Genomic DNA, 12,150 nt, shown 5'->3' with positions numbered 1-12,150 from the left:
GATCCGCTCAGCGCGCCGGCTTGCGGTTGCCGCCGAGCAGCGCGGCCTGCGGCGCCGGACGGCGATTGCGCGCAGGTGCCGGGGCCGCGTCGTGCGGCTGGCGCGCGGGTTGCGCCGCGGTCCGTTGCTGGCGCGCCGGCTCCTGGCCGTCGCGGCGCGGTGCGGGATTGCGCGCGCCGCCGGCGGGCTGGCCGCCACGGTTGCCGTTGGCGGCACCATTGCCGCGCTGGCCGCCTTCGGCAGCGCGCGTGCGCGGCTGGCCGCCCTGGGCTTGCCGCGGCGCAGCCTGCGCTTCGCGCGCCGGGCGCTGGCGCTGGGCGCCCTCGCCTTCGTTGCCGGCCGGACGCGCCTGGGCGCGTCCGCGGCCCTGGCCTTGTCCTTGCCCCTGGCCACCACCGCCACGCTGTTGGCGGCCCTTCTGGATCGGCTCGGGCGCGATGCTCGGGTCGACCTCGAAGCCCGGCAACACGGTCTGTTCGAGCTTGCGCTTGATCAGGCGTTCGATATCGCGCAGCAGCGCAATCTCATCCACGCAGACCAGCGAGATCGCTTCGCCCTCGGCGCCGGCGCGGCCGGTGCGGCCGATACGGTGCACATAGTCCTCGGGCACGTTGGGCAAGTCGAAGTTGACCACGTGCGGCAGCTGGTCGATGTCGATGCCGCGCGCGGCGATATCGGTTGCCACCAGCAGCCGCAGCGTGCCGGACTTGAATTCCGACAGCGCGCGCGTGCGCGCCGACTGGCTCTTGTTGCCATGGATCGCCAGTGCCGACAGGCCGTCCTTGGTCAGTTGCTCGGCCAGGCGGTTGGCGCCGTGCTTGGTGCGCGTAAACACCAGCACCTGGTGCCAGTCATGCTGGCGCACCAGGTGGGCCAGCAGTTCACGCTTGCGCTCGCGGTCCACCGGGTAGACGCGCTGGTCCACGGTCTCGGCCGTGGTATTGCGCCGCGCCACCTCGATCGAGGCGGGGTTGTTCAGCAGGCGGTCTGCCAGCGCGCGGATATCGTCCGAGAACGTCGCCGAGAACAGCAGGTTCTGGCGCTTGGCCGGCAGCACGTTGAGGATCTTGCGGATATCGTGGATGAAGCCCATGTCGAGCATGCGGTCGGCTTCATCGAGCACCAGCAGTTCCACCTGCGACAGGTCGATGGTGCGCTGGGACACGTGGTCCAGCAGGCGGCCGGGAGTGGCCACGACGATCTCGACGCCGCGCTTGAGCTGTTCGATCTGCGGATTGATGCCGACACCGCCGAACATCACCATGGAGCGCAGGCGCAGGTACTTGCCATAGTTGCGCACGCTCTCTTCGACCTGGGCGGCCAGTTCGCGCGTGGGCGTCAGCACCAGTGCGCGCACCGGCAGGCGGGCCGGACGCTGCGCGCCATTGGCGCCGCGCGCCGCGGAGTCGGACAACATCTGCAGCATCGGCAGCGTAAAGCCGGCGGTCTTGCCGGTGCCGGTCTGCGCGCCGGCGAGCAGGTCGCCGCCCTTGAGGATGGCGGGGATTGCCTGGGCCTGGATGGGAGTCGGCGTGGTGTAGCCCTGTTCGGCCACGGCACGCACAATCTTGTCGGACAAGCCGAGTTCAGAAAAAGACATGTATTGCTGCTTGGGCCATCGCTGCGCACGCGGTGCGCCAAACGCCGGATGGCTCCTGGTAATCGGATCGGAATCGGAACGCGAACGCCGGGAAGCCGGCATGGCAGGGCACCGGCCCGCCCGCGAAGGAAAGAGCGGTAGTGTACCAGTCCGGGACCAGCGGGTTCTGCACCGGGCGCGGCCCCGCATGCGCGCCGGCGCACATCGGCTCTGCGCGGGTGGCGCTGCGCTATCATGACAGCCTCTGCCCGCCCCCTCTCCGGCTCCGCACCCGCGCCACATGTGCCCCGGAAAGCCGCCATGCGCTTGCGTTTCCTCGAAGACCAGGAAGTCACCCTGTTCGCGGCCATCCCGGTCGGGATCGTCGCGGCCATTGCCACCACACTGTTCAAGGAAGCGCTGGAGGGCGCGGGCGTCGTGCTGTTTTCCAGCCATGCCGACGTGGTGGCCGTATTCGCCACGCTGGCGCTGGCGTGGCGCTTGGTAATTCCGGCGGCGGGCGGCGCGCTGGCGGGCGGCCTGCTGGTGCTGGCCAATCGCCTGGCCGGCAGCCACGGCGGCGCCACCGACTACATGGAAGCGGTGGCCAACGGCAGCGGCCGCCTGCCGGTGCGGATCACCTTGCTGCGCGCGCTCTCATCGTTTTTCTCGATCGTCAGTGGCAGTTCGGTCGGCAAGGAAGGCGCGATGATCCAGCTGGCGGCGCTGTGCGGCTCGCTGTTCCCCTCGACCCGGCTGGAACGCGGCGGCGGCTCGAACATGCGCCGCATGCTGACCGCCTGCGGGGCCGCGGCCGGCCTTGCCACCGTCTATCACACCCCCTTCTCCGCCGCCGTCTTCGTTGCCGAAGTGGTGTTCGGGGCGCTCGCGGTGCAGCGCCTGATGCCGCTCTTCCTGGCTTCGGTGGCCGGCGCCATGGTCAGCCAGTGGCACGGCGGCCTGCAGCCGCTCTACCCGGGACTGGATATCGCCCCCGACCTGCGCCCGCACATCCTGCTGGCCGCGGCGGCGCTGGGCGTGGCCGCCGGCATCGCGGGCGCGCTGTTCATGCGCGCCGCCAGCTTTGCGCGCAGCCGCTTTGCCGCCGTCCCGGGCGGGCCAGTGGCAAGGCTGACGCTGGGCGGCGCGCTGGTCGGCGTGCTGGCGATGGCAGTGCCCGAGGTGGTTGGCAACGGCTATTCCACCATCCAGACCATCCTGCAGGAACAGCCGCTGAGCGTGCCGGTGGCCGGCGTGCTGCTGGCCAAGCTGGTGGCTACGGTGATCAGCATGGGCTCGGGGGCGGTCGGCGGCGTGTTCACGCCGTCGCTGTTCGTGGGGGCGGCGCTCGGGCAGCTGCTGGCCATCGGCATGCAGGGCACGGCGGCCGGTGCGGCGCCGCTGCTGCCGCTGGTGGGCATGAGCGCGTTCCTGGCGGCCACCAGCCAGGCGCCGCTGATGTCGGTGCTGATGGTGTTCGAGATGACGCTGGCACCCGCACTGCTGCTGCCGTCGATGATCGGCGCGGTGGCGGCGTACTACACCGCGTCACGCTGCCAGACGCTGTCGCTGTATAGCGTGATCTCCGAGCGCGCGCAGGCCTCGGCCGCGGCCGAACATGCCCGCACGCTGACGCTGGCGGGCCTGTGCGACCCGACCGACACCGTGCTCGACCCGAACGCTACGCTGGCGGCGGCAGCCGACAAGTTTGCCGAGACCGGCACGCGCTACCTCTATCTGGTCGAAGCGGATGGCCGCCTGCTGGGCGCGCTGTCGATCCACGCGCTGCAGCGCGCCCAGCGCGAGGGGGCCCCGGATGACGTGCTGGAGCTGGCCGAACGCGACTTCCCCGCACTGACCCCGGATTCGCGCCTGCGCGACGCCCTGGCGGTGTTTGCCAGGCACGGCATCAACCGCATCCCGCTGGTGCGCGACAGCGCCAGCCGCGAACTGATGGGCACGGTGTCCAAGCAGCGTGTGCTGCAAGAGGCATCCTGCCTGTTCTGAGCCCGGACGCATCGCCGACCCAGCCAGGCCGCCAGCGGGGTAAAATGCGAGGTTGCGCCCGCCTTCGGGCCATTCCCGCCAACGCGTCGTCCCATTTGTCGGAGTTCTCCCCCATGCCAGCAGGTCGTGATGCGCGCCGCGAGGCGCCGGAGTCTGTCCAACCCAGGCGCGCCCGCAAGCTGTTGCCAACGCTGGCCTGCGCCGCCGCCCTGCTGCTCGGTGCGGCAAGCGCGGTGGCCCAGCCGGTGCGGGTGATCCCGGACGATGCGCAGGCGGCCAGGCTCGTTATCGCCACGCCGTCTGCCGGCGCGCCGCAAACGGCCACGCTCGATGGCAAGACCGTCGGCGTGGCGCCGGGCCTGCGCCTGTTCGGCACCGACAACCAGTTGCTGGCCAGTGCCGCGGTGGCGGGCCAGAAGCTGCCGGTGCGGTACAAGCTGGACCTGTACGGCCAGTTGCTGACCGCCTGGGTGCTGAGCGAGCCGGAACAGAAGGCGCTGAAGAAGAAATCGTAGTCCCCGGAAGTGCGACCGGCGTGCCCAACGCGCCGGCCGTGTTGTTGCAACACCCTGATGCCCCCAGGTCAACCACTGAGATCGGCATATGAAGAAAGTTTTCGTCAAGACGTACGGCTGCCAGATGAACGAGTATGACTCGGGCAAGATGGTCGACGTCCTCAACGCCAGCCAGGGGCTGGAACCCACCGACAACGTCGAAGACGCCGACGTGATCCTGTTCAACACCTGCTCGGTGCGCGAGAAGGCACAGGAGAAGGTGTTCTCGGAACTGGGCCGGATGAAGGCGCTCAAGGCCGTCAAACCCGACCTGGTGATCGGTGTGGGCGGTTGCGTGGCCAGCCAGGAAGGCGCCAGCATCGTCTCGCGCGCGCCCTATGTCGACGTGGTGTTCGGCCCGCAGACGCTGCACCGCCTGCCCGACCTGATCGCGCGCCGCCAGCGCACCGGCCAGTCGCAGGTGGACATTTCCTTCCCCGAGATCGAGAAATTCGACCACCTGCCGCCGGCACGCGTGGAAGGCCCGAGCGCCTTCGTCTCGATCATGGAAGGCTGCTCCAAGTACTGCAGCTATTGCGTGGTGCCCTACACCCGCGGCGAGGAAGTGTCGCGCCCGTTCGAGGACGTGCTGGCCGAAGTTGCCGGCCTGGCCGAACAGGGCGTGCGTGAAGTCACGCTGCTGGGCCAGAACGTCAACGCCTACCGCGGCAAGATGGGCGACACCACCGAGATCGCCGACTTTGCACTGCTGATCGAATACGTGGCCGAGATCCCCGGCATCGAGCGCATCCGCTACACCACCAGCCACCCGAAGGAATTCACCTCGCGCCTGGTCGAGCTGTACAGCCGCTGCGACAAGCTGGTGAACCACCTGCACCTGCCGGTGCAGCATGCGTCCGACCGCATCCTGATGGCGATGAAGCGCGGCTACAGCGTGCTGGAGTACAAGAGCATCATCCGCAAGCTGCGCGCGCTGCGCCCGGATATGTCGATGTCGTCGGACTTTATCGTGGGCTTCCCCGGTGAGACCGATGCCGACTTCGAGAAGCTGATGGCGATGATCGAGGAGATTGGCTACGACACCTCGTTCTCGTTCATCTTCAGCCCGCGCCCGGGCACGCCCGCTGCCAACCTGCACGACGACACCCCCCACGAGGTCAAGCTGCGCCGGCTGCAGCGCCTGCAGGCCACCATCGAGGAAAACGTGCAGCGCATCAGCCGGAACATGGTCGGCACGGTGCAGCGCATCCTGGTGGAAGGCCCTGCGCGCAAGGACCCGACCGAGCTGCACGGCCGCACCGAGAACAACCGCGTGGTCAACTTTGCGCTGCCGGGCGTGCCCCAGGCCGGCCGCGACCGGCTGGTCGGCCAACTGGTCGACGTCAGCATCACGCAGGCGTTCCCGCACTCGCTGCGCGGCGAGATCGTGGTTCGGCAGTAACCAGGCACTATCCAGCGAGGCCATCGCCAACTGATGAAAGTCCCTTCCGCAGAATTCGTCGCCCCCAAGGACGACAACACCCGGCTGCAGAACCTGTGCGGGCCGCTCGACGAAAACCTGCGCCAGATCGAGCAGGCGCTCGACGTGACCATCCAGCGGCGCGGCCACCGCATGACGGTGCGCGGCAACAATGCGCAGGACACCGCGACGGCGCTGGAGCGCTTCTACAACCAGGCGCGCACGCCGCTGTCGATCGACGACGTGCAGCTGGGCCTGGTGGAAACGCGCCAGCTGTCCGCGCATGGCAGCTACCTGCCTGGCAACGGCGGCGATGTCGAGGATCGCGAGATCGGCGACGAATCGCCGGTGCTGCACACGCGCCGCACCGGCCTGCAGGGCCGCACCGTGGCGCAGCGCGACTACCTGCGCAATATCCTGTCGCACGACCTGACCATGGGCATCGGCCCGGCCGGCACCGGCAAGACCTACCTGGCGGTGGCGTGCGCGGTCGATGCGCTGGAGCGCGATGCGGTCAAGCGCATCGTGCTGACGCGCCCGGCGGTCGAGGCCGGCGAGCGCCTGGGCTTTCTGCCCGGCGACCTGGCGCAGAAGGTCGACCCTTACCTGCGCCCGCTGTACGACGCCCTGTATGACCTGCTCGGCTTCGACCGCACGCAGAAGATGTTCGATCGGCAGATGATCGAGATCGCGCCGCTCGCCTACATGCGCGGGCGCACGCTGAACCATGCCTTCATCATCCTGGACGAGGCGCAGAACACCACCCCCGAGCAGATGAAGATGTTCCTCACGCGCATCGGCTTCGGCTCGAAGGCGGTGATCACCGGCGACATCACCCAGATCGACCTGCCCCGCGGGCAAAAGAGCGGCCTGGTGGAAGCGCAGCTCGTGCTGCGCGACGTGCGCGGCATTGCCTGCACCCGCTTTACCAGCATCGACGTGGTGCGCCATCCGCTGGTGGCCCGCATCGTCGATGCCTATGACGAATACCACGCCCAGCACAAGGACGCTTAATTGAAATCCCAGAAATCCAAGTCTTCCGCCGTGAGCCTGACCCTGTTCGACGGCGACGGCCGCGCGCGCAAGAGCGCCGCGCACGCGCTGCGCGTACAACTGCCCGACGGCCGCAGCCTGACGCTGGACCTGTCGCAGGCCGCCGACGGCGTGGTAGCGCTGCTGGCCGAGCACACCGACACCAACCAGCAGGCCGGCTTGCTGGTGCGCCCGGACAACCATGACTCGCTGTCGGTGGCCGTGACCGCCACGCCGGTGGTCACCACCACCGGCACGCCGGCCACCCCGCCCGGACTCGAACTCGAGATCCAGAACGGCGACGGCGTCGGCAAGCGCGCCGGCCTGCCGCCGCGCCGCAAGATCGAGACCTGGGTCAAGTCGGCGCTGTATGCCGATGCCGCGCTGACTATCCGCTTTGTCGGCGAGGAAGAAGGCCGCACGCTGAACCGCACCTACCGCGGCAAGGACTACGCCACCAACGTGCTGACCTTTGCCTATGCGGAAAACGAAGAAGACCCGGTCACGGGCGATGTCGTGCTGTGCTGCCCGGTGGTGGAAGCCGAGGCGCGCGAGCAGCGCAAGCCGCTGGAGGCGCACTATGCGCATCTGATCGTGCACGGCGTGCTGCACGCGCAAGGCTACGAGCACGAGGAAGACGCCGAGGCCGAGGAAATGGAAGCGATCGAGACCGAGACGCTGCAGGCGCTGGGCTACGCCGACCCCTACCAGGGCGACCGCACCGCGTGATTCCCTTGTCATAGGCGGCGCTCACCGAGCGCCGCCTGCCTCACATCCGGTCTCAGGCCACCGCCCGCCGTCACGGGACGGTCAGGCTTTTAGTGTATCCTTCAGACGATCTCCACCACGCGCTCGCCGCGAAATGAACGACCCTTATCCCAGTTCGAAGCCCGCTTACCTGAAGCAGGCCGATCGGCCCAGATCGCTTCTCGAACGCCTGTCAGACCTGATTTCCCCTGAGCCGGACACCCGCGCGGAATTGCTCGAAGTGCTCCAGGAAGCGCATGAGCGCAACCTGATCGACGCCGACTCGCTGTCGATGATCGAGGGTGTGTTCCAGGTCTCCGAACTGACCGCGAGCGACATCATGGTGCCGCGCGCGCAGATGGATATGGTCAATATCGCGGACGCCCCGGAGGCGTTCATCCCCTTCATGCAGCAGACCGCGCACTCGCGCTTCCCGGTCTACGAAGGCAGCCGCGACAACATCATCGGCATCCTGCTGGCCAAGGACCTGCTGCGCTACTACACCGACCCCGCCTTCGACCTGCGCGAGACCCTGCGCCCGGCGGTGTTCATCCCCGAGTCCAAGCGCCTGAACATCCTGCTGCGCGATTTCCGCATCAACCGCAACCATATCGCCATGGTCGTCGACGAGTACGGCGGCGTGGCCGGCCTGGTGACGATCGAGGACGTGCTGGAGCAGATCGTGGGCGATATCGAGGATGAGTTCGACCTGGACGAAGACCAGGACAATATCCTGCCAATGCCCGACGGCAGCTGGCGCGTGCACGGCCTGACCGAGATCGCCCAGTTCAACGAGGCCTTCGGCACCGCGTTCTCCGACCACGACGTCGATACCGTGGGCGGGCTGCTGTCCAACCACGTGGGCCACGTGCCCCACCGCGGCGAGGTCATCACCCTGCCGCCGATCCGCTTCGAGGTGCTGCGCGCCGACGCGCGGCAGGTGCACCTGCTGCAGGTGCACCGCGAATCCAACGGCGACAACGCGGGCACGGCCGGCGCATGAAGCGTTCCGCCCCGGTCCTCAACGGCGCCGCCGCTGCCGACGCCGCCCCGACGGGCGTGCCTGGCACGCGCGCGCATTCGCGCGCAGCGACCATGGCGCGGCTGCTGCTGGCCGGCGTGCTCGGCATCGCCCATACGCAAGCCTTCGCCCCCCATGACTGGTGGTGGCTGCAGATCCTGTCGCTGGCCGGCCTGGCCGCGCTGATGGCCGACGCGCCGCGCGCGCGCCTGGCCGCCGCCACTGGCTATGCCTTCGGGCTGGGCTGGTTCCTGTCCGGCATCTGGTGGCTCTATATCAGCATGCACGTCTACGGCGAGATGCCGGCGTGGATGGCCGCGCTGGCGGTGGTGCTGTTCTCGGGCTTCCTGTCGCTCTACCCGGCGCTGGCCGGCGCGCTGTGGCATCGGCTGACGGCGCGCCTGCCGGGGACCACGCTGCTGGCGCCGCTGGCCTTCGGCGCTGCCTGGGGTCTCGCCGAATGGCTGCGCGGCGTGGTGTTTACCGGCTTCCCGTGGCTGTCGGGCGGGTATGCCCATGCCGATGGCCCGCTGGCCGGCTTCGCGCCGCTGCTTGGCGTGTACGGCATCGGCGCCCTGGCAGCCGCGGTGGCGGCATTGCTGGCCGCTGCCGTACGCGGACTGGGCCGCGGCGAACGCGGCCGGGCGCTGGGCGCACTGGCACTGGCACTGGCCCTGCCCGCTGCGGGCGCCGCGCTGGCGCCGCTGGCCTGGACCACGCCCGCCGGCAAGCCGCTGTCGGTGCGGCTGCTGCAAGGCAACGTGGCCCAGGACATCAAGTTCGAGCCCGCCGGCATCCAGCGCTCGATCGAGCTGTACCGCGACATGATCACCGCCGCGCCGGCCGACCTGGTGGTCACGCCGGAAACCGCGTTCCCGGTCATCCTGCAGGAGCTGCCGGTCGACGTGGCCGTGGCGGTGCGCGACCACGCGCTGGCCAGCGGCACCACGGTGCTGTTCGGCGCCGCCGGCGCCGACTCCCCGGTGGACTTCACCAACAGCGTCTTCGGCCTGGGCCCCGAGACCGAACGCCTGTACCGCTATAACAAGCACCACCTGGTGCCGTTCGGCGAATTCATCCCGCTGGGGTTCCGCTGGTTCGTCGACATGATGAAGATGCCGCTGGGCGACTTCCGCCGCGGCGGGCTCGACCAGGCCTCGCTGCCGGTGCGCGGCGTGCGCGTGGCGCCCAATATCTGCTACGAGGATCTGTTCGGCGAGGAAATCGCGCAGACGCTGCGCCAGCAGCCGGCGCCGGCCAATGTCCTGGCCAACCTGACCAACCTGGCGTGGTTCGGCGACACCATCGCGCTGGACCAGCACCTGCAGATCTCGCGCATGCGCGCGCTGGAAACGCGCCGGCCGATGCTGCGCTCGACCAATACCGGCATGACCGCGGTGGTGCGCCCGGATGGCTCGGTGCAGCAACGCCTGCCGACCTTCACAGTCGGCACGCTGGCGGCCGAGGTGCAGGGCATGCAGGGGCTGACGCCCTATATCCGCTGGGGGAACGCGCCGGTGCTGGCGCTGTTTGCGCTGGTGCTGGGGATGGCTGCCTGGCGTGCGCGCAAGATGCGCGGCACAAGCTGAAGGCACAGGTAGAAGCAGGCACCGGACGCGGCGGGATCGCCGCCGCCGTCCGGTGCTGGATTACGGTGCCGGTTGTGGCGCCTCAGGTGAGCGCCAGCCGGTTCAGCCCAGCAGCCCGGTCGCCACGGACACGGTGGCCGCGGCGATCATGACCGCGATTGCGACCAGGTAAGGCTTGCGAGAAAGAAGTGCCATGATGCCAAGTCCCCATCAATAATCAGTTACCGACAAACGGCTACTGCGGTGCCAGCCAGCAGCCGCCGTGCCCGCCATGCCGGCACGGACTGTCAATCGCAACGCTCTGAAACGGGTTGCTTACTCATACTGTATACAAAAACGTTATCGGCTAGCAGCGGCCAAACCTGAAATCCGCCTCAGTATTTTCCCGATGCGTTGCGTAGGGCCGACATTGGCAAGCATCCTCAGCCATCGGTGCGTGCCCTAGCCGGCCCCGCCAAACGGGGCGCCTTGCCAAAAAGCCGATAGAATTCAGGGTTTGGCAAAATCCGCATGCGCCGGCTCCGGCACGCGCTGCGGGGCCTGCATGCCGGGCGGCGCGACCGCGCCCGGGTGCCTCTACCTAGTCTTCATATGCTGACCTTCCAACAAATGATTCTGACCCTGCAGGCCTATTGGGACCGGCAGGGCTGCGCGCTGTTGCAACCCATCGATCTGGAGGTCGGCGCCGGCACATCCCACGTACACACCTTCCTGCGCGCGCTCGGCCCCGAGCCGTGGCGCGCCGCCTACGTGCAGCCGTCGCGCCGCCCCAAGGACGGCCGCTATGGCGAGAACCCCAACCGCCTGCAGCACTACTACCAGTACCAGGTGGTGCTCAAGCCCGCGCCCGAGAACATCCTGGAGCTGTACCTGGGCTCGCTCGAGGCGCTCGGCCTGGACCTCAAGCAGAACGACATCCGCTTCGTCGAGGACGACTGGGAGAATCCCACGCTGGGCGCCTGGGGCCTGGGCTGGGAAGTCTGGCTCAACGGCATGGAAGTGACACAGTTCACCTACTTCCAGCAGGTGGGCGGGATCGACTGCAAGCCCATCACCGGCGAGATCACCTACGGCATCGAACGCCTGGCGATGTACCTGCAGAAGGTCGAGAACGTCTATGACCTGATCTGGACCGAGTGGGTCGAGAACGGCGAGACGCGCCGCCTGACCTATGGCGACGTGTACCACCAGAATGAAGTCGAGCAGTCGACCTACAACTTCGAGCACAGCAACACCGAGATCCTGTTCCGCCATTTCGCCGAGCACGAAGGCGAGGCCAAGCGGCTAATGGGCAATGGCGACGGCGCCGAGGAAGGCCAGGCCGCGGGCACGCGCCTGGCGCTGCCCGCCTACGAGCAGGTGCTCAAGGCCGCCCACACTTTCAACCTGCTGGACGCGCGCGGCGCGATCTCGGTGACCGAGCGCGCGGCGTATATCGGCCGCATCCGCAACCTGTCGCGCCAAGTGGCACAGGCCTACTACGACTCGCGCGAGGCCCTCGGCTTCCCGATGTGCGGCAACGGCGGAGCCCGGGCATGACGCAACTGGCGCGCAGCGCGTTGTGCTGCGCCATGGCGATCGCCGCGCTCGCCGCCGCCGGCAATGCCATCGGCGCGCGCGCGCAGGCGGCACCCAGCGCGCAGGCGCTGATGCTGCCGGCGGAGCTGAGCAATGTGTGCGAGGCCGACCCGCAGGCGCTGCAGCTTGCCATGGCGCGCCAATGGCGCCCGTCGCTGAACGCGCTCGACCAGTGGACGCAGCTGGTGCGCTCGTTCTCATGCGACCTGTCCGGCCAGCGCGACCTGGGGTGGCACCGCGTGCCGCTGCGCGCCTATGAAAGCGCGATCCGCTACCCGCTGACGTGGGTGGAGATGGAGACCCACAACGGCCGCACCCGCCGCACGGTCAAGACCTACCACTCGGCGGCGCAGCTGCCGCCGAAGATCGATTTCTGGGTGGGCGGGCGCATCGACGAGATCCGCTACGACAAGCGCCTGCGCCGCATCGACGCGCGCTTCCCGGCTGCAGGCAGCCGCGGCGGCAGCAACGGCGCGGCCAGCGCCGCGGCGGCCGCGCAATGCGCCTACACCACGCTGCAATTCCGGCAACAGAACGGCCTGTGGCTGCTGTCCGGAGTGGAACCTAATCTTTCGCCGCGCTGCTGATAAGCGGCGCGCGCTACAACTTGCTGGATACGATTC

Annotated in this window: 10 protein-coding genes; 9 read left to right on the top strand and 1 reads right to left on the bottom strand. The window is 68.6% G+C overall.

Translation table 11 applies throughout. The annotated features are described in order from the left end of the window. Positions 1–7: 7 nt before the first annotated feature. A complete protein-coding gene (locus RS901_RS08990) occupies positions 8–1,600 on the bottom strand; it encodes a DEAD/DEAH box helicase (protein WP_316153037.1) in 1,593 nt (530 codons plus the stop codon). A gap of 300 nt (positions 1,601–1,900) precedes the next feature. Here RS901_RS08990 and RS901_RS08985 point away from each other — a divergent pair, with 300 nt between their 5' ends. The 9 genes from RS901_RS08985 (at position 1,901) to RS901_RS08945 (ending at position 12,114) form a co-directional block, all read left to right on the top strand. Next, positions 1,901–3,586 carry a ClcB-like voltage-gated chloride channel protein gene (locus tag RS901_RS08985; protein ID WP_316153035.1) on the top strand — a complete coding sequence of 562 codons (1,686 nt, stop codon included), beginning with the start codon at positions 1,901–1,903 and terminating at the stop codon, positions 3,584–3,586. A 113-nt stretch (positions 3,587–3,699) separates the two neighbouring features. Continuing rightward, positions 3,700–4,101: a hypothetical protein gene (locus RS901_RS08980; protein ID WP_316153033.1), complete on the top strand. Its 402-nt coding sequence runs from the start codon at positions 3,700–3,702 to the stop codon at positions 4,099–4,101. Between the two features lie 88 nt (positions 4,102–4,189). Next, entirely contained in the window at positions 4,190–5,542 is a 1,353-nt protein-coding gene (miaB, locus tag RS901_RS08975) for a tRNA (N6-isopentenyl adenosine(37)-C2)-methylthiotransferase MiaB (protein WP_316153031.1), read from the top strand. 33 nt (positions 5,543–5,575) lie between these two features. Continuing rightward, positions 5,576–6,574 carry a PhoH family protein gene (locus tag RS901_RS08970; RefSeq protein ID WP_114134905.1) on the top strand — a complete coding sequence of 333 codons (999 nt, stop codon included), beginning with the start codon at positions 5,576–5,578 and terminating at the stop codon, positions 6,572–6,574. Beyond that, on the top strand, positions 6,575–7,321 hold the full coding sequence (gene ybeY, locus RS901_RS08965; RefSeq protein ID WP_316153028.1) for an rRNA maturation RNase YbeY: 747 nt from the start codon (positions 6,575–6,577) through the stop codon (positions 7,319–7,321). Positions 7,322–7,454: 133 nt separating this feature from the next. After that, positions 7,455–8,342, top strand: coding sequence for an HlyC/CorC family transporter (locus RS901_RS08960; RefSeq protein WP_013955604.1), 888 nt, complete (start codon positions 7,455–7,457; stop codon positions 8,340–8,342). Further along, entirely contained in the window at positions 8,339–9,949 is a 1,611-nt protein-coding gene (lnt, locus tag RS901_RS08955; RefSeq protein WP_316153025.1) for an apolipoprotein N-acyltransferase, read from the top strand. Before RS901_RS08960 ends, lnt begins: the two co-directional genes overlap by 4 nt. A gap of 591 nt (positions 9,950–10,540) precedes the next feature. Continuing rightward, entirely contained in the window at positions 10,541–11,488 is a 948-nt protein-coding gene (gene glyQ, locus RS901_RS08950; RefSeq protein ID WP_010813866.1) for a glycine--tRNA ligase subunit alpha, read from the top strand. Next, complete coding sequence (locus RS901_RS08945; RefSeq protein ID WP_114134909.1) at positions 11,485–12,114, top strand: hypothetical protein; 630 nt, start codon at positions 11,485–11,487, stop codon at positions 12,112–12,114. Before glyQ ends, RS901_RS08945 begins: the two co-directional genes overlap by 4 nt. Positions 12,115–12,150 lie beyond the last annotated feature (36 nt).

Source organism: Cupriavidus sp. BIC8F, from assembly GCF_032465815.1.
Taxonomy (GTDB): domain Bacteria; phylum Pseudomonadota; class Gammaproteobacteria; order Burkholderiales; family Burkholderiaceae; genus Cupriavidus; species Cupriavidus necator.
This window is presented reverse-complemented; position numbering and strand designations above follow the sequence as displayed.

Bases quoted from the DNA above. Each gene is read 5' to 3' on its own strand.
- glyQ (WP_010813866.1), top strand. From the start codon at position 10,541: ATGCTGACCTTCCAACAAATGATTCTGACCCTGCAGGCCTATTGGGAC.
- RS901_RS08990 (WP_316153037.1), bottom strand. From the start codon at position 1,600: ATGTCTTTTTCTGAACTCGGCTTGTCCGACAAGATTGTGCGTGCCGTG.
- RS901_RS08970 (WP_114134905.1), top strand. From the start codon at position 5,576: ATGAAAGTCCCTTCCGCAGAATTCGTCGCCCCCAAGGACGACAACACC.
- RS901_RS08960 (WP_013955604.1), top strand. From the start codon at position 7,455: ATGAACGACCCTTATCCCAGTTCGAAGCCCGCTTACCTGAAGCAGGCC.
- RS901_RS08980 (WP_316153033.1), top strand. From the start codon at position 3,700: ATGCCAGCAGGTCGTGATGCGCGCCGCGAGGCGCCGGAGTCTGTCCAA.
- RS901_RS08985 (WP_316153035.1), top strand. From the start codon at position 1,901: ATGCGCTTGCGTTTCCTCGAAGACCAGGAAGTCACCCTGTTCGCGGCC.
- miaB (WP_316153031.1), top strand. From the start codon at position 4,190: ATGAAGAAAGTTTTCGTCAAGACGTACGGCTGCCAGATGAACGAGTAT.
- RS901_RS08945 (WP_114134909.1), top strand. From the start codon at position 11,485: ATGACGCAACTGGCGCGCAGCGCGTTGTGCTGCGCCATGGCGATCGCC.
- lnt (WP_316153025.1), top strand. From the start codon at position 8,339: ATGAAGCGTTCCGCCCCGGTCCTCAACGGCGCCGCCGCTGCCGACGCC.